The organism is Flavobacterium sp. N502540 (assembly GCF_025947365.1).
Lineage (GTDB): Bacteria > Bacteroidota > Bacteroidia > Flavobacteriales > Flavobacteriaceae > Flavobacterium.
The window spans coordinates 3,946,189-3,964,623 of record NZ_CP110012.1; the positions used below are offsets into that span (position 1 = coordinate 3,946,189).

An 18,435-nucleotide genomic window follows, 5' to 3' on the forward strand; every position below is an offset into this window, starting at 1 on the left:
AAATCTACAATTGAATAATTTTTAAAAATTCGTCTATGAAGAGGTCTAATTGACACGCTTTCATCAAGCGTTCATCTGGAGGCAATATCGTGGAACGGAAAATGGTTTTGCTGTCTACTTCACTTTCTTTGCGAAATCGTGTGCTGCTCTTGATTTGGCTTTGCATAAGGCTTAAACCTAATTGTTCAATAAGTTGGTTATACACTTCATATAAAGGCGTGCTTTCCCTGCCGTCAACCTGGTTCCAGAACAGGTTAATAGTTTCTATGGAGGTTTCCCCTTTTTTCATAATCACATCCTGCAAAAGCTGTGTGAAGATCAGTGTACTTTCCATTACCACACGATCAGCCGTGATCGGGCTAAAAATATGGTGCATTCCTGCCAATGCTTTCAGGATTCCGGGCGTGTTAACGGTTCCGGGCAGGTCGAAGAATACAACATCAACGGGAGTAGGAGAATCATTTACAAAATCTTGAGCTGCTTCTAGTACGCTGTCTGCTTTGTACGGCATGATGGGGTAGGCTTTTTTGCTGAGGGTAGTAAACTGTCTATACGCCAGCTTTTTCAAAGCTTCGTTTTTCATTACCATTGCCAAATCTCTTGTCTTCATTTTCACAAGGCTGTGCTGTGGAAAATCCGCATCAAATGCGGCTACGTTATAGCCCAACCGATAGTGCAGCACACTTGCTAGAAGGGTTGTAAATGTACTTTTGCCAACACCGCCTTTTTGAGAAGAAAAGGCGATAAACAGAGGTTTCTTTTTTGTGTTCATATTTGATAATTTAAAGTTTATATATCCTAGCAATACAGTTTTGGAGACTACACTGATTTCAAGCTTACTATTGGGCAGGGTAGCTGTCAGGGATGTCGGCCGGCATTTCTGATCGCCTGCTTTTTTTAAGTACAGCATCACTGCATTCATTCCTGTATCTAGTCAGGCGGTAATTCCATCTTACTTATATTCTTTCAACCACTCCTTCAGGAATTCAAGATAGTCTCATGGCAAGCCGTCACGCTTTCCGATATTTCCGCATTATTGCGATCTTGTATTCTAGCAATCATGAAAACCAGATGAAATGAAATCTGGAATGGGCCCAATATACTTGTCCTGAAGTACAGACTGGTTGTCCTCCTGCCAACATTCAAACACAAAGGACTAATCATTTTCGTTGCATTGTATGGGTGTGGCATTGCTTGTCGCTTAGAGGAAGTGTTTGGTACTTCTTCACATTACAATCCTTTTATAAACAGGGATTTACTTTGTAAAATGAATTTTTATTAAAGCATTTATGCAACGACTACTGAAAAAATGGAGAATAATGAAACGGCTTCAAGCCGTTTTCCCTGTTACATTTAATCCGTCCCGAAGGGCGGATTTTTGTGTTCACCAGAACACGGCAAGTTGTGTTTTGAGGCACTCTAAAACGAGTTAGTGCCTCAAAACAACTTGCCTTGCCGGGGGCTGAAAAAACCTTCCGAAGTCAGGTTTTTATATAAAATTTAATAATGGATAAATAATGAGGGAGAACAATAACAATAAAAAACACAAGGGTGGACGCACGCCCAAAAGCGACCCGAGCATCCACCGCCATGTATTTCGTCTGACGGATACGGAAAATGCCAAACTTTTATCGCTTTTTGAAACATCGGGAATTCCCAACAAAGCAAAATTTATTACCTCGCTGTTGTTCAGCAAGGAGATGAAAACGATTAAAATTGACAAAGGAACAGTTGATTTTTATATGCGGTTGACTTCGTTTCACAGTCAGTTCCGCTCCGTAGGCGTCAATTATAATCAGATTGTAAAGCTATTGTACCATCATTTTTCCGAGAAAAAGGCGGCGGCTTTTCTCTATAAATTGGAAAAACAAACTGCTGAAATGGCGGCACTATGCCAAAAAATCATACAGATAACTGAAGAATTTGACGCAAAATATCTGAAAAAATAGCCTTAGAAATGATAGCAAAAATCGGAAGAAGCGCAAATTTATACGGAGCTTTAGCCTACAACCAGCTCAAACTTGAGAATGAAAAAGGAGAGATATTGTATGGCAATAAGATAATTGAAACCGCTAGCGGTAATTATTCCGTTGCACAATTAGCCCAATCTTTTACCCCTTATCTCATTGCCAACCGCAATACAGAGAAACATACGTTGCATATCTCGCTTAATCCCGATCCGAAAGACAAAGTAAGTGACGACAGGTTCATGGAAATGGCAGATGCGTATATGCAGGAAATGGGTTATGGACAGCAGCCTTATGTGGTGTTCAAACATACTGATATTGATCGTAGCCATATCCATATTGTATCGGTGTGCGTTGATGAACAGGGGAAAAAGATTTCGGATAGTTATGAGAAAATGCGCTCTATGAACGTCTGCCGTGAACTTGAAAAGAAATATGGATTGATACCTGCAACAGATAAAGAGCATAAACAGATAGACAAGGTTTTCCGTCCTGTAGATTATAAGGCAGGTGATGTTAAAAGTCAGATAGCTTCCGTAGTTCGTCACCTGGCTAACTATTATCATTTCCAAACTTTAGGAGAATTCAATGCCTTGCTTTCTCTTTTTAATATTACCACCGAAAAAGTGCAGGGCGAGTTGGAAGGAAAAATGCAGGAGGGTTTGTTATATATACCTTTGAATGAAAAAGGCGAAAGAGCCGGACATCCTTTCAAGGCTTCTTTATTGGGAAAGAACGCTGGACTGCCGGCTCTGGAATTGAATTATGCAAAATACAAAGAAACTTTAAAAGACCACCCGGCAAAGCCGACCATTAGAGCTGCCGTTACCATTGCCCTGCAATTAACAAGTGGTGAGGAGGCTTTTAAAAAACAGTTAGTGGAGCAAGGAATTAATGTGGTGGCACGTAGAAATGACACAGGACGTATTTACGGAATTACCTTTATAGACCATAATTCTAAAACAGTGTGGAACGGCTCCAGATTGGGAAAAGAACTATCTGCTAACACATTTAATGATTTTTGGAACAAAAATATCACACCTGAAATTAAAGATTCGGTTAAATTGCAATCGAAAATATCCCCAGCAAATAATGCAGATCTTCCGCCAAATGAACCTTATCATTTGTTCGACTTCCTATATACTGCGCAAAAGCACGAAGGCGATTTAATTGATGCATTGGGTACCTTATTGCCAGAAGCCAATGGAGAAGATTATCAGGAACAAGATTTTGCTAATAGAATGAAGAAGAGAAGAAAAAAGAGGGAAGGCAGATAAGGATAGAATCAAAGCTATCCGAAAAGCCGACGGTTTTATCGGATAGCTTAGTTAAAAAGGCTAGAGTAAATTCCAGTTTTGAGCCACAAAATTATTTAGCTGGTCTCTCATTACAATGCTGCTGGCTTGAGATAGTCTTATTATTCTCTCGACCTTTTGAAAGCTTGCTTTGGTTTTCGGAACCTGATAGTTCTTTACAAAAGCATCGCAAAAATAGACGACTTCATAGCGTTCTTTTTTATTTACACGTTCTCTGTCACGAATAGCCGTGTAATTGGGATTGTCACCATTGGTGGTCGTGTTTACATAATCACGATTGACTAAGTCATTTTCATCAAATTCTACCATAATTTATTAATTTAAAATTTCCTAAAATTAAGAGCTTTTAAAAAGCAGTTATTACGGTTTTCCGTAACCTTAAAATTTAAATTTTAACAAATCAGTCAAACACTGCCGCTTGCCGCCATTTTCAACCACTTTAATACAAGCAGTTCTTATCGTATTTAAATTCATGAAACAACATTAAATGTTTTGAGATGCAGGGAGAAGATGATTTAAGAGGATTAGCCAAAATTATGGCTTTTATGCGGGCAGTAAGTATCCTATTGATATTGATGCACCTTTATTGGTTTTGCTACTGTTACTTTATAGATCGGGGCTGGACACTAGAGGTAATCAACAAAATATTAGGCAATTTTCAGCGTACCGTGGGATTGTTCTCGCATACTCTTTATACCAAAGTATTTGCCTTAGTGTTATTAGGATTAAGCTGCCTGGGTTCAAAGGGAGTTAAAAACCAGAAGATAACATGGGCTAAGATTTATATGACTTTAGCAATTGGCTTTGTTCTGTTTTTTCTGAACACACCTTTATTAAGGCTATCAATAACTATCTCTATAATTCTTTATATCCTTAGCACTAGTTTAGGTTATATCGCTTTAATGGTATCAGGAATATGGATGAGCCGTCTGCTTCGTAATAATCTAATGGAAGATGTTTTTAACTATGAGAACGAAAGCTTTCAGCAGGAAACAATACTGATGGAAAACGAATACTCTGTTAATCTACCTACGAAGTTTTATTACAAAGGAAAATGGAACAATGGCTGGATTAACATAGTCAATCCTTTTCGGGCAACGATTGTCTTAGGTACGCCGGGTTCGGGTAAATCATATGCAATCGTGAACAATTACATCAAACAGCAGATTGAGAAAGGTTTCTCAATGTACATCTACGATTTCAAATTTGATGACCTTTCTACCATTGCATATAATCATTTATTGAAGCACAGCGATAAATACAAAGTACAACCAAAATTCTATGTCATCAACTTTGATGACCCCCGAAAGAGCCACCGTTGCAATCCTCTTAATCCCGATTTCATGACGGATATCTCGGATGCTTACGAAGCAGCATATACAATAATGCTGAACCTCAATCGTAGCTGGATACAGAAGCAGGGCGATTTTTTCGTCGAAAGCCCAATTATCCTTTTGGCTGCAATCATTTGGTACCTGAAAATTTATGACGACGGTAAATATTGCACATTCCCACACGCGATAGAACTCTTGAATAAAAAATACTCAGACGTGTTTACGATTTTAACCTCATATCCCGATTTGGAAAACTATCTGTCGCCTTTTATGGACGCGTGGCAGGGAGGGGCACAGGATCAGTTGCAGGGACAGATAGCCTCTGCAAAAATCCCTTTGTCAAGAATGATTTCGCCTCAACTGTACTGGGTTATGACAGGAGATGATTTTTCATTGGACATCAACAATCCCAAAGAGCCTAAGATATTATGCGTAGGCAATAATCCTGACCGCCAAAATATCTATTCTGCCGCGCTGGGATTATACAATTCACGTATCGTTAAACTCATTAACAAAAAAGGCCAATTGAAGAGTTCTGTTATCATAGACGAGCTGCCCACTATATACTTTAGGGGGCTTGATAACCTTATTGCAACCGCCAGAAGTAATAAGGTGGCTGTTTGCTTGGGCTTTCAGGATTATTCACAGCTGACAAGGGATTATGGCGACAAAGAGAGCAAGGTAATTCAGAATACTGTAGGTAATATTTTTAGCGGCCAAGTGGTCGGCGAAACTGCAAAAAGCCTGTCGGAAAGATTCGGGAAAGTATTGCAGAAAAGGCAGGGCATGAGCATCAACCGCAACGATACATCAACTTCAATATCAACTCAATTGGACAGTCTTATACCTGCTTCCAAAATATCCACCCTGACACAAGGTTTTTTTGTTGGTTCTGTATCAGACAATTTTGATGAACGCATCGAGCAGAAAATTTTCCATGCTGAAATTGTCGTGGATAATCAAAAGGTTGCTTCAGAAACTAAAGGATATCAACAGATACCGGAAATCTTATCTTTTATTGACGAAAACGGGAATGATAAAATGAAGCAGGCAATTGAGAGTAATTACAGGCAGATAAAAACGGATATTGTACTAGTTATAGAAACCGAATTGGAACGTATAAAGAATGATCCCGAGTTAAAGCATTTGGTACAAAAGGAAAGTTGTAAAAAAAGCGAGTAAATGAGATTCTAAGTTAAAGTTTTGACCAGGGCCAGGCTTTTCTGTAAGTCCAAAATAAAACAAAACCCTCGAATTATTCAGAGGGTTAATTTATTTAATTGTTCAATATCTGCAGCATTTTACCCACCTCAATATCCATTCTTGAAAAGGCAAACCATTTTTTACCCAAATCCTTGAGCGAGGCTCCGATGTGATAGAGTTCCGTATCGTCAATTATCAAAAAACGGTCGTGAGCATCAAAGAAAATTTCAATTTCAATCCTGGGATATTGGCTGTTGTATCGTTGCACATCCAGCCGCAGCTGATTGCTAATGTTCTTGGTATAGATAGTCGCACTAACATCATTGTTCCGCTTACCTAACAAAGTTAGTACAGTGTCATCTACATAATTATCCAGCAGGATGATTGAACTTTTGGCAGTTCGAATAATATCGGAAACAAAGGCATAGGCATCAAAAACCTGCCCGTTATAGAAAATACCTTTTTCGCTATGGAGCTTATCGCTTTCCAAAGCCTTAAAAATTTCTTCAAATTTTTGGTTCGCTTCTAATTGTTTGAATTCAATTTTATCCAATCGATGAAAAAGAGAGGCGTTGCTCATAAGTATTCTACGCATTTCTACAAAGGCTTCCATAATTTCTACACTGACCTTAACGGCAATGTGGGAACGCAGTATAGCAGAAGCCATGGCAACACCCTGTTCGGTAAAAACATAAGGTAAATAGCGTCTTCCACCATAATTCAAACTTGAGGTTCCAATTTGGAACCTCAAGATTTCAGCTTCCTCTTCATTCAATTGAAAACAAAAGGATTCAGGAAACCTTTCTATATTCCTTTTTACGGCTTTGTTGAGGTTCTTTGTTTCAACTTGGTATAAGGAAGCAAGGTTGCTATCGAGCATAACCTGCTTTCCGCGTATGGAATAAATCAGATTTCTGATTTCCATAGTGCTAAGGGTAGGTTTATTTTCCATTACTTGGGAAGCCTTTATTTTTGGCAAATTCAAAGGTAGTTTCTGCATTATCGTTCAGTACGATGTACGCATCGAATTTCTTTCCTGACCTGCTTTTCATTCCTTTAATGAGTGAAGTTGTACCCTTGCTGACAAGACTTTTAATATTGTCTATACTGATTTGCGCACCGCAGACATTGCGGAACTGTATCCAGTTGCAAGTCTCTTCAGGACACTTTACTATTTTGTCACGTATGATAAGTTGTTGGCTTTTACATTTGGGGCAGATGAGGTCTGGCAAGTTGTTTTTGGCAATTGGGGTCTGCAACAATTCATTGGCAATGGATGCAGCGTATTTTTCCGTTTGCTTTTGAAATGTTCCGGCATCTGATTCGTTGTTTTCGATTTTTTCCATTGCAAGTTCCCATTGGGCAGTCATCGCCACATCTGCTATTTTTTGGTCTTTGACGAGTTCATATACCAATAATCCCTTTTCGGTTGGTACCAAAGATTTGTTTTCCCTATTTATGTAATTACGGGTAAGCAATGTTTCGATAATTGCTGCCCTTGTAGCTGCAGTGCCGATACCTAAATTTTGCAAAACCTTTCGCTCACCTTGATTTTCGATATCATTTCCGGCACTTTCCATAGCTGACAAAAGGCCTGCTTCAGAGTAAAGCACAGGCGGTTTAGTTTTCTTTTCCAGAACGGAAGCTTCTTTTATTTTAAGTTTATCGTCCTTTTTCAGCTCAGGCAAATCCATTACATGATCTGTCTCATCATCGAGGAAACTGCCTCTAATGGAACGCCACCCGGATTCCATAATCTTACAGCCTTTTGATGTAAAATCATAATGCAGTACCTGTAAGTCGACAACAGTTATCTCTTTGATACAGGGTTGTGAAATGGCTTCGAGTAATCGAAAGGCAATCATATTATAAATTGCATTTTCCTTTGGATTCAGGGCTGATGTCATTTTATCAGTAGTTAATAGTCCATGATGGTCAGTGACACGCAAATCGTTCACGATATGTTTATTAAAACGGCGCCATTTCATTTGAGATAGGTTTTGTTTAATATTTTCCCTCTTTTGTAAAGCTCTTACAAGATTAGGAATCTCTGCCCACATATCTTCAGGAATGTATTTGCTTGCGGTACGTGGGTATGTGATAAATTTCTGTTCGTAAAGGCTCTGGGAAATGTTGAGGGTTTCTTCGGCCGAAAGGTTTAATTTTTTATTGGCCTCCTTTTGCAGACCGGTAAGGTCGAACAATAAAGGCGGTTGCTCTGTAACGCTTTTGGTCACTTGGGATGTAATTATTGCCGTTTGCTTTCGCGCAATGGCTTTCAGCACATCACCGGCTAGTTTTTTGTCTTCCCATTTGATTTTTGAGATACTTTTAAAATCCATCATCTCTTTGTTATGGGACAACTGTATCTGCCAGTAATTTTTTACTTTGAAACTCCTGTTTTCCAGATAGCGTTTGCATATTAAAGCCAATGTAGGTGTCTGCACTCTTCCGAGTGAATAAACCCCGTTGGCTAATGCAATGGAGAGCGCTTGTGTGGCATTGATACCCACTAGCCAGTCGGCACGGCTCCTGGCTTGTGCTGCCTGATATAATCCGTCAAATTCTTTTCCGTCTTTGAGATTATCAAAGCCTTGTTTAATGGCTTTTTCAGTAAGGGAGCTTATCCAAAGTCGCTTAAAGGGTTTATTGCACTTCAAGTATTCGTATATGTACCTAAAAATGAGTTCGCCCTCGCGTCCTGAATCGGTAGCGACAATAATATTATCGCTGTTGTCAAAGAGTTCTCTAATGATTCTTAGTTGTTTTAGCGCTCCTGTATCTACAGAATCCCCTTGATTTTTACTGACCTTTCTGACAACCAGTAAAAAAGGGTTTGGAAGTATCGGTAGTGATGCTTTGTCAAATCCTGTGATGCCGTAATCTTCGGGCATTCCTAATCCTACAAGATGGCCCAGTGCCCATGTAACAAAATAGCCGTTACCTGTCAGGTAGCCATCTTTTTTTTCGGTGGCTCTGATTATAACGGCTATTTCCCTTGCCACACTGGGCTTTTCTGTAATAATTGTTATCATATTTTATTACATTTTACGCCCTTTTGATTTGGCAGTTGAGTTAGATTCTTCTTGTTGCTGCTGTTGTTTCTTGTCATCAGGATTTGTCTGACCTGATTTTAATGGCTCCTTTATGTTCTTAGTAGCTTCATTAGTTTTGCCTTCGGAATTGACAGCGGTCTGCGTTTTATGGGCTTCAGAAGGTTTTATCTGTTCTTTGATTTTATCAGGATTTTGAAATGAAAAATCTGTTTTATTAGTTTCCTTGTTGTAGGTGATATATCCATTGTATTCTTTTCCTTTTTTATCCACTAAGCCGTTGATATAAACCGTCTGACCATCTTTAAGTTTTTGATACTCCTCATTATTGAGTTCCTTATCTCTAAAGTTTTTAGGTGCTCCCTGAGTTTGGTTCTGCTGATTGCCTTGTGTCTGTTTATTAGAATCATTTCGGTCAAAGAGAAATTCAACAAAACGTTTATCTGCGTTTAATTGCACAGATGCATCAAAGGCAGTTCCTTTCTTGGAAACCATACCTTCTAATGCAAGAGGTTTGCCTTCAAATAAAGTTTGCTTTTGCTCTTCACTCAGCTTAACTCCTTTAATTTCATCGGGAATTTTAATGAAATCCGTGCGCAATGCGATCACCTCATTGGTCAGCCTGTCTATACTGATAATGGAAGGCATGATCTCATTGTTTTTCGGATTGGTGAGATCCACTACGCGTCCCATATTGCCTGTTTGCAGCAGATTGTCTTTATCTTCCTTGGTGAACTCGTGACCGAAAAAAGGATAATTCAGATTAGGTTCTTTTCGGATGCCATGAATGGCCAGCACGACCTGTCCTTCGTCGTTTTGTTTGAGGGATAAGCGGGCATCCATTCTGGTGACGGCAGTACCAAGGTTAAGGCTGACCGGTACAAGCTCATTTGTTTTGTATCCCTTTAGGAGCGGATCAAGAAGGCTCATTTTTTCAAGTTTTTCTTTGCTTAAACCCAAATGGTTTAATGTTTCCCAATCGATTTGTTCCGGTTTGTATTTGTATTCACTTGTTTCCGGATTTGTCTGTGTTGTTTCCATATTAATTTCATTTTTTTGTTTATAATCTTTTACTTCGTGCTGTTTCATTAATTGCTCACCTTCAGGTGTAGGATGATCTAAATGTTTCTGCATCTCTTTTGAAGTATCAACAGCCAGCAGAGCAGGGATTTTGAAGAACGAAAAATTAGTTGGGTTCTTCAGTTGGCTGAAAAAATTAGAAAAGAAATTAGAAAACACATCCCCGTGCTTGTCTACCCGCATAAATTGATTCTGATTTTTGTGGGTTGGGTCAACAGTTTCCAGATTACCATTTTGGTCAATGCCTTTTACCGCCATGATTTTCTTTTTCTCTTTATCGAATACCAGCAGTATATCTGATAACTCTTCAGGAGTATTTAGTACATCTTTAACTTGTTCGCTCATAATTTTAAATTTTAAATCCATTTGCGAAATTAAATGATGAGAAGGTGCTGACTAAAAGCTGGACTTTATTGGCGTTATTTTTCACTCCCTGGCGTATGTTTTTGGTATTTGGACATTGATACTTTCTCTGATGAACTGGTGTACATCTGATAGCTTATAATATATTTTTCCACTAATTGTATAATAGGGCAGCCTGCCGATTGATCGGTAACGCTGAAGTGACCTCCCGCTTATCTTAAGCATCTGCAATATATCTTGATTATCCAATAGCTCTTCGCCGTCAACACTTCCGCGTTTTTTTTCAAGTTCACTGATATGCGCGTTCAAAAGATCGAAACGTTCAATGATTCGTTCCATCCAGGAAATGAATTCCATTCTGTCTATATTCATGACTGTGTGTTTTACATTAGTGATGCAAAATTGCTAATGGCAAAAGTTTTTCATTGCCAATGCCTGCCAATGTAAAATACTGTTTTGTGAAAAATTTAACTGTTAATGGAAGTGTATAAAATGTTGATTTATTAGGTCATGCAAACAGATGGAACTTGTTAAAAGCCATAGTTCGGCTAGTTGGCAATTGGCTCTCATTGGCAACAGAATTGAAGTTTAAAACTCACTATATCTCTTTTTCCATGTGCTGTTTAAGCGATGATTTGAGCTGATCCAGAAAAATACTTTTGCTTTCAGTCCTGTCTTTCATCCTGTGGAACGCGTGATGGACATCACCGAGCTGTATCCTGAAAAGCAGCTGGAAAACCATACTTATTTTGCGAATGCCAGCTTTTCCATGAGAAATGCTTCCCGACGCATGAAGTGCATAAATTAATTCGATTAAGGCATTCTTTGAATCTGTCCAGAAAAAGTCTCTGTTTGCTGTATTTCCGTCTGAAAAAATGGCGGTCTGCTGGGTGTCAGGTTCAATTTTAGAAACGAGGTAACTGTGAAGAAGTTCGTTGGCAATTATACGAGCTACCTTATAATCATAATAGGTGGAAAATTGTGTGTCAATTTCAAAAACAAAACTATTGACTCCCTCATGAAGGTCTATTTTTCCCCGACAAAAAAAATGGTGATCCCATTCGGTTCTTCCCGTGCGGTAGTAGCGATAAAAATCAGTGTTATAAAAGTGCTCTTTATATTCCTGCTTAAGGAGATTAAGCTCATTGGAAAAATATTTATGATGCATTTTTCCAGTTACAACCGGGCATGATGCTTCAATTCGAAAAACTTTATTATAGAAAATCAGTTTTCCCAGTATCTGGGGTTTGATACTTTTAAAAAAATTAATCTCTTCATTTTCATCGGAGAATCCTTTTTCTAAAACATTTTTTTTAACCGTACTAAGCAAGTTTCGAAGCACGGTAGTCATGTGGTAGGATTTTTCAATTATATGTTCAGGGTCTAAGCTGAATTCCTGTTCTGCTTTTCGAATAACCTGAAGTGCGTTCTCACATGTCGATCTTATCATGGCAACAGAATTTAGATTTATTTGAACAAGTAAAAGCATGGGCATTGCTGCCCAGATACATTATGACGTTACTTTTCGTTGAAAATTAAAATGTATTATATCAGCGCGCAGTATTGGTTTCATTCTGCAGTGTCTGCATTAATTCCATAGCGTAGTTATCCCAGGCTTGTACGTAAGCGACCTTGGGTATTATAGAAGCGCCAAGTTTTTTCTTCTCAAAACTTGCCGATATGCCGAAATCGATTCGTCCAATTTCAAGCTCTCGTGCTCTTTTGATTGTTTGGTACAAAAGCTGTCTGTACAAGTTGAAGCCATCGCCAGAAATGTAGTCCATGCCGATAAGTTCAGGTACATATACATTTCCTGAATTTTTATAGCAGAACATTATCCCAACGAAATTCTTTTCAGGGGCATCTTTGAAGGTAAGAATTATAAACTCCCAGTTTGGACAGCTGTTCATATTTTCAAATACTTCCCTTTTGTATGTAAAGGTATTTATAGCAAGGTTGCGTTCCTTTACGTTGCAGTATAGCTGGTACGCCCTGTTTAGTTCTTCTTTGTTGAGGCAATCTTTTATTTCAACAGCATAGAATTTTTCGTATGGCAGTATTTCCCGATTGAAATGCTGGCGTGAACGCGTAGAAAGCAGGGAACCATAATTCTCAATTGCCGGGAAGTTTTTATTTTCAATAACACATGATTCTGGCATATCGATTCTAAAATACCCTTGGTTTCTAATCATTTCATCTAAGTGGAATCCGGTTTCAAAATCACGCAGAACGAGCATGTCGGCATCCAGCGAATTGTATGATTCCTCAAGCTTATTTAATAGCATTCTCATTGAATGCTCTGCCAGAGGATGATCCTTATCAATATAGCAGTGCAGTCCCTCAGTAAATAATGAGCCGATACTTAATACTTTGGAAGTCATATGCATGGGATCTGTTTTTCTAATCTCTTCAAGATGCCTTGATACAGATTCTGTAGCCAGCATATCATCTTTCCAGATCCCTAACGTAAAGTAGGTCATTAAAACCACTTGCATGTTCTGGTCACGAATTATATAATAGAAAAAATCCCATTTATTGCATGGATCTTTAGCGTTTGCGAAAGTCTGCTCGAGATACTGCATTCCTTCCCAATCCAAAATATTATAAGCACCCAGATACTTGTTCCATTCCCGCTTGTCGATGTTTTCGATTGTTACTTTTTCTTCAATCTGCAGCAATTCTGTTTGCTGTTTTATAACAGGGAGCCAAGTTTTGATGTCCATTCTGAAAGCCTGTCGTATTTTCTGGTCACTACTTCCTGTTTCTCCTACAGCTTTGTGAAAGTGGTGATCCATTGCACGGGCAAGATCTGTAATATCTTCAATTTTATTATGTGCAGATATCGTGATACGGATTCCGGTATTTTTTATAGGAACTGCCGGATAGATACCAAGGTTGAGATAAAAACCTTCAGAATAGAGACGTTTGGTAAAATTATAAGCAGTAGCAGGTGTTCCCATTCCAAGAAAAAAGACGGGAGAGTCGTTATCAGAGACTAGGGGCAGACTGCTTTTTGAAAGCAGCGTGCTGAAATGGGCTGTTTTTTTGGCAAGTTTAGCTTGGTGGTTATAGATTTCCGTAGAGAGATGGATGTCGCACGATGCGATTGCGGCGGCAACTGATGCAGGTTCAAGCTGAGCTGAGAAGGTAAGAGGACCGCCAAAAGTTTTAATCTTTTCGCGTAATTTACGATCGGTGCAGAAAAACGTTGCACCACTGGCACCAAATGTCTTGCTCAGCGTGCTGACAACCACAATATTTTCTTCTAACGTTCCAATAGTGTCAAAGATAAAACCTGTCCCATTTTTTCCTTTCCAGCTCATTCCATGGACATCATCAAAATAGAGGTGGAGCTGCGGATACTTTCGGGCAAGGTTCAACAGCTCCTGTACCGGCGCATAATCACCGTACATAGAATAAACACCATCTGCCATGTACCAGATTTTACCCGATTTGCCGCCTAACATCCGAATCTTATCTTCAAGCATTTCGAGGTTATTATGGCGTATCATCTCCACTGGTATTCCCCTAAGCTTAAGAACCTGACAAGCATTCTGCACACTCCAATGCGCCTGATGGTCTAGAATTACTGCATCTTCATCTCTTATCAGGGTTGGGATAATTGCCATATGTCCCAAGGTACTGTTCTTAGTTATGATTGGGGGTATATTGTACATCTGCTCAATCTTGCTTTCCAGTTCAGCATATAAGGGATGGGAAAGATAAGTTTTAGAAAGCGGGAACTGCGTTCCATAATTAGTAATGGCGCTTATTGCGGCCTCTTTTAGCCTTTTGTCCTGTTCCAGTCCAAGATATCCTGTAGTTCCGAAATGGAGCATTTCGCTTCCGTTAATTTTTATGCTTCGCCCATTAAGATATTCACCTTCAGCGTAAAGGTGTAATATGCCTTTTTCTTTTGCATTTGAAAAAACGGTGTCAACTGTATCAATAAAATTGTTGTGCTTTATTTTAGCCATTTTTTATAAGGTTTTTAAGTTTTAGAATTATTATTTTTTAAATATCTGAAAAACAGACATCTAAAATTCCTTATAAAATTTGAAAGTACTTTTATTGACAGATATTTTACTCCCAATATGGCAAGGGTAATTCCCGATTTAACAACAAATTAGTGTGTTCTGCAAGAAATAATCCACAATTGACAATTAGAATGTTTCTTAATCTTTATATTTTTGTTAAATTACAACCCTTTATTAAAAACTGATAGGACATGATTGCGGCACATGAATCTTATGAGAATCGAAATGCGAGGTTTTGGATTGAAAAGGGAATTCTTTTTTTCGAATATAAACCCAATACTGCAATTGATTTAGAAGTCGCTATGCGTGTTGTAGCTGACAGGATTGCATTTCAAAATGAGAGACTTCTTCCTGTGTTCTGTGATACCAGGGGCATAGCCTCAATTGACAAAGCAGCCAGAGACTATCTGGCTAAATCTGGATCTCTGCTTGCAAAAGCAGTCGCATTGATTGGCAGTGAAAACGTTTCAATGACGATGAGCACTTTTTATCTGGAAATCAGTAAGCCCTCTGTGCCTACCCAAATTTTTACTATTGAGCAGGAAGCACTGGATTATCTTAAAGGCTTTCTATAGAAACAGATCTAACTAAGCAGACTTATATATATAAAATCAGGACCGATGAAGAGACCCCACAATCGCCAGCGGCTAGTATCCATGCACAAGATGTTATTTGAAATAGCACGGGGCAACTTCAATGGTCATATTCCCCTTAGTAGTTATGACGACGAAATTGAAACCCTGGTGGTTCTGGTAAATATGGTCGCCGAAGAACTTAAAGAGTCTGCCTTTCATTCCGGTTTTGTGAATCCCTATATTACCCACAGGATGGTAACACCTGCAACTTTTATTTTAGATGAATACCATTCCATAAAAAATGTAAATCAGGGCGCATTGGAAATTTTAGGTTATAATGCAGCAGAAATGCTAAGACGCCCGATACAGGATTTCTTAAGCGATGACTTCAGCAGTATGTCTGATATTGAGAGAAAAGAATTGGAAGAAATGCTTTTATCAGGGGAAATCATTACACTGAATTTTATAACACTAAAAAAACTGATTGTAACCGCGGAGTGTTCCGTATCGAGATTATCGGATGGTAAGTTTACCGTACTTAGTTTTGTGGCTCCCTTTCTTCAGGTTAATGAAGCTGCTTCGGAATCATTTGAAATTAAATTAAACAGGCATTCTAATTTCAAACAAACTGATGCACGCCTAATACAGCGGGTTTACGATTATGTATTAGCTAATTTGAGTGAACCATTACCATCCGTTAAGGAACTGGCAAGACAGTTCGGTACAAATGATTTTAAACTCAAAGACGGATTCAGGCATTTTTTCCATACAAGCGTCTACAAGTTTTATACAGAGCAGCGCCTAAAAAGGGCTTACCTTATGATAGAGCAGACCGATATTCCCCTGAAGAATATTTCTTTTATGAACGGTTTTAACAGCTATCCTAATTTTTCTAAATCATTCAAAAAGCAGTTTGGATTTTCTCCTAAAGAACTCGGCAGAGGTAAAACAGGTGGTCTTTTATCACTTGATGAGTTTAATCCTTCATAGTTAATTTTTGCTCCCGATAGTATAAGTGTTATAAGTTTGGAATTCAGAATTTTACATTGTGAAATTCAAAACCAACAGTTATGAGACTTAATATCAGTAGGGAATTTAAAAAATACGTAGTAGAGGTTATCTGTCTTCTTTATATGCTGCTTTTTACCTATGCCGCTGTAAGCAAGGTTTTGGACTATCATGATTTCAGTATAAAGCTTGGTCAGTCCCCTTTGTTTAGTGCTTTTGCAGGCTGGGTAGCCATCAGTGTTCCTATGCTTGAATTGCTAATTGTTTTAATTCTTTGCTTTCCACGCTGGCGTTTAATAGGCCTCTTCGCATCGTTTTTCCTTATGGTTGCCTTTACAGCCTATATCGTTATCATACTCAATTTCAGTTCGTATATACCGTGCTCGTGTGGTGGAATCCTTGAGAATATGAGCTGGAATGAGCACCTAATTTTTAATATAGTATTTGTAGTTCTGGCAGTTATTGCAATGTTATTACATGACCCGAAGGAGAATCTGTGGCTGGCAAGAATCAAACCATTATATTTTTATTTTATCATGATCCTGGCGGCAGTACTTAGCATCATGGCTGTTGCTATTTTATATTTAATATCGGAAGATATAATACATAACCGCAACACTTTTGTAAGGAGATTTAATTCGCACGCTCAGCCAGAATATAATACTTATGATCTTGGTTTGAACTCTTTTTATTTTGCCGGAATTAACCGCGATACGATATATCTTGGAAATGTAACCACACCGCTTTTTATTACCAAAATTGACACGGGATTTACAAAACAAAACCGTGTTAAAACAGAACTGGATCAACCCAATCTGCCTTTTGGAGATCTTCATATCAAAGTGAGTCCTCCGTATTTTTTTGTCACTGATGGAACAGTTCCTGCAATTTTTTCAGGAAAGACAAAGGATTGGAAAGCGCGAAAAAAGCAAGGTCAGGTACCTTTTTTTACGTTGGCAGATCCTATTGATTCCCTGCATATTGCCATGCGACTTACAAGCCTAACTAAAAAACAAAATACCCTGGCCGTGTATGGTTTGAATCAAGGAAAACTCTTGTCAGAGAACACCAGAATACTTGAAAGGCAGCAGGATGGTATTTTTGATACAGATGGGATGTTGTGGTTTAACGACAAGCTTAACGCTGTGAACTATATTTATTTTTACAGAAATGAATTTCTGAGTGCTGATCGTAAAATGCAGCTCCTAACTAAAGGAAAAACCATAGACACAGTGCGTAGAGCTGAAATAAAAGTGGCAGAGCTATCCGCTGGTGACAGGCAAATGGCAAAACCTCCTTTAGTCATCAATAAGGCTTCGACCGTCTATGGGAACCTGCTTTTTATCAAATCAAAACGTATTGGAAGGTATGAAGATAAAAATATGCTAAAAGACGCCTCTATTTTGGATGTATATAACCTCAATGATGGCAGCTATATTTCAAGTATATACATTTATCATGTCAATGGTGAAGAAATGACAAATTTCAGAGTTGCAGCCAACAAAATTTATACGATATCAGGAAGATACTTAAGTGTAGTTAAACTGAGCCCAAAGATCACCAATGCTTATACTATTAAATAAAAACGACCACTACAATATACCCGGCCGGTATCAGGGGAAGGCTGAAAACCTGAAAGAGAGTAAGCCTCAATTATTAATTTTTTATTATTATGAAAAGAGCAATTTTACCTGCGCTTGTGATTGTTTTGGCAGTAACAAGTGCATTTACCACAACTGCTGCTTCAAAAAGTACAGCAGCGATAGTAGAAGGATATTTACCTCATAATGTTGAAGGAACTAATTGTGAGTTAAAAGATGACTGTCAAACAATAAACACTGGTGCATTTTGCCGTGTCGGCCAGTCTCCTTCAGGGCAACGTTTGTATATTATGAACGAGAATGATGAGTGTCTTAGAGTAGGTTACAAACCTTAATTTAATTTGAAAACCTAATCTAAAAAAGCAATGCAGGCCCACTGGGACTGCATTGTTTATTTAGTACTGAAGATACTTTCGATTCTTTTGGATAACATTCTGGACATGTCAAGAATTTGTCTTAGGTCTATAATATTTTCTTTTCCAAGTCGCCCAAAAACCTATCGATTCAAACTTTTGCGGTATATGATATACCCGGCCGGTATCAGGGGAAGGCTGAAAACCTGAAAAAAGAGTAAGCCGCAACCATAAATCTTATAATTATGAAAAGAGTAATTTTACCAGTGCTTGTGATTGTTTTGGCAGTGACAAGTGCATTTACCACAGCAGATGCTTTAAAAATTAAACAAGCATTGGTGGAAGGATATATAGCCCATAATGCAGAAGGAACCGATTGTGAGCTAATAGAGGAATGCAGTACAATTAATACAGGAGCATTTTGCCGTGTCGGACAGGTTCCTTCGGGACAGCGTTTGTATATTATGAATGATGATGACCACTGTCTTAGAATCGGTTATAAACCTTAATTTAATCTAAAACTAACTTAAAAAGCAATGCAGTCC

At 38.5% G+C, this 18,435-nt stretch carries 16 protein-coding genes; 8 read left to right on the forward strand and 8 right to left on the reverse strand.

From position 1 onward, the window contains the following. Window positions 1-4: 4 nt before the first annotated feature. A complete protein-coding gene (locus OLM58_RS16620) occupies window positions 5-772 on the reverse strand; it encodes a ParA family protein (protein ID WP_264532448.1) in 768 nt (255 codons plus the stop codon). A gap of 745 nt (window positions 773-1,517) precedes the next feature. Here OLM58_RS16620 and mobA point away from each other — a divergent pair. Beyond that, window positions 1,518-1,949, forward strand: coding sequence for a conjugal transfer protein MobA (gene mobA, locus OLM58_RS16625; RefSeq protein WP_264529766.1), 432 nt, complete (start codon window positions 1,518-1,520; stop codon window positions 1,947-1,949). Between the two features lie 8 nt (window positions 1,950-1,957). Next, on the forward strand, window positions 1,958-3,244 hold the full coding sequence (locus OLM58_RS16630; protein ID WP_264529767.1) for a relaxase/mobilization nuclease domain-containing protein: 1,287 nt from the start codon (window positions 1,958-1,960) through the stop codon (window positions 3,242-3,244). A 60-nt stretch (window positions 3,245-3,304) separates the two neighbouring features. Here OLM58_RS16630 and OLM58_RS16635 read toward each other — a convergent pair whose 3' ends face one another. Continuing rightward, window positions 3,305-3,592, reverse strand: coding sequence for a hypothetical protein (locus tag OLM58_RS16635; RefSeq protein WP_264529768.1), 288 nt, complete (start codon window positions 3,590-3,592; stop codon window positions 3,305-3,307). Between the two features lie 188 nt (window positions 3,593-3,780). Here OLM58_RS16635 and mobC point away from each other — a divergent pair, with 188 nt between their 5' ends. After that, window positions 3,781-5,799, forward strand: a complete 2,019-nt coding sequence (gene mobC / locus OLM58_RS16640; protein WP_264529769.1) for a conjugal transfer protein MobC — start codon at window positions 3,781-3,783, stop codon at window positions 5,797-5,799. A 94-nt stretch (window positions 5,800-5,893) separates the two neighbouring features. Here mobC and OLM58_RS16645 read toward each other — a convergent pair whose 3' ends face one another. The 6 genes from OLM58_RS16645 to OLM58_RS16670 form a co-directional block, all read right to left on the reverse strand. Further along, window positions 5,894-6,772, reverse strand: a complete 879-nt coding sequence (locus OLM58_RS16645; protein ID WP_264529770.1) for an ORF6N domain-containing protein — start codon at window positions 6,770-6,772, stop codon at window positions 5,894-5,896. Beyond that, window positions 6,762-8,855, reverse strand: coding sequence for a type IA DNA topoisomerase (locus OLM58_RS16650; RefSeq protein ID WP_264529771.1), 2,094 nt, complete (start codon window positions 8,853-8,855; stop codon window positions 6,762-6,764). Before OLM58_RS16650 ends, OLM58_RS16645 begins: the two co-directional genes overlap by 11 nt. 6 nt (window positions 8,856-8,861) lie before the next feature. Next, window positions 8,862-10,298, reverse strand: a complete 1,437-nt coding sequence (locus OLM58_RS16655) for a DUF3945 domain-containing protein (RefSeq protein ID WP_264529772.1) — start codon at window positions 10,296-10,298, stop codon at window positions 8,862-8,864. Window positions 10,299-10,379: 81 nt separating this feature from the next. After that, window positions 10,380-10,688, reverse strand: a complete 309-nt coding sequence (locus tag OLM58_RS16660; protein WP_264529773.1) for a helix-turn-helix domain-containing protein — start codon at window positions 10,686-10,688, stop codon at window positions 10,380-10,382. A 226-nt stretch (window positions 10,689-10,914) separates the two neighbouring features. Further along, window positions 10,915-11,763 carry an RteC domain-containing protein gene (locus OLM58_RS16665; protein ID WP_373321445.1) on the reverse strand — a complete coding sequence of 283 codons (849 nt, stop codon included), beginning with the start codon at window positions 11,761-11,763 and terminating at the stop codon, window positions 10,915-10,917. A gap of 103 nt (window positions 11,764-11,866) precedes the next feature. Then, the gene (locus OLM58_RS16670) at window positions 11,867-14,293 is read right to left on the reverse strand and encodes a bifunctional aminotransferase class I/II-fold pyridoxal phosphate-dependent enzyme/GNAT family N-acetyltransferase (RefSeq protein WP_264529775.1); all 2,427 of its coding nucleotides are present in this window, start codon (window positions 14,291-14,293) and stop codon (window positions 11,867-11,869) included. Between the two features lie 251 nt (window positions 14,294-14,544). Between OLM58_RS16670 and OLM58_RS16675 the strand changes: the two genes are divergently transcribed. The 5 genes from OLM58_RS16675 to OLM58_RS16695 all read left to right on the forward strand — a co-directional run bounded on the left by OLM58_RS16675 (window position 14,545) and on the right by OLM58_RS16695 (window position 18,399). Beyond that, window positions 14,545-14,928: a hypothetical protein gene (locus OLM58_RS16675; protein WP_264529776.1), complete on the forward strand. Its 384-nt coding sequence runs from the start codon at window positions 14,545-14,547 to the stop codon at window positions 14,926-14,928. 45 nt (window positions 14,929-14,973) lie between these two features. Then, window positions 14,974-15,918, forward strand: a complete 945-nt coding sequence (locus tag OLM58_RS16680; protein ID WP_264529777.1) for a helix-turn-helix domain-containing protein — start codon at window positions 14,974-14,976, stop codon at window positions 15,916-15,918. A gap of 80 nt (window positions 15,919-15,998) precedes the next feature. Next, window positions 15,999-17,519 carry a DUF3821 domain-containing protein gene (locus OLM58_RS16685; RefSeq protein WP_264529778.1) on the forward strand — a complete coding sequence of 507 codons (1,521 nt, stop codon included), beginning with the start codon at window positions 15,999-16,001 and terminating at the stop codon, window positions 17,517-17,519. Between the two features lie 89 nt (window positions 17,520-17,608). Then, the gene (locus OLM58_RS16690; protein WP_264529779.1) at window positions 17,609-17,872 is read left to right on the forward strand and encodes a DUF6520 family protein; all 264 of its coding nucleotides are present in this window, start codon (window positions 17,609-17,611) and stop codon (window positions 17,870-17,872) included. Window positions 17,873-18,135: 263 nt separating this feature from the next. Next, complete coding sequence (locus OLM58_RS16695) at window positions 18,136-18,399, forward strand: DUF6520 family protein (protein WP_264529780.1); 264 nt, start codon at window positions 18,136-18,138, stop codon at window positions 18,397-18,399. The last annotated feature ends 36 nt before the right edge of the window (window positions 18,400-18,435 follow it).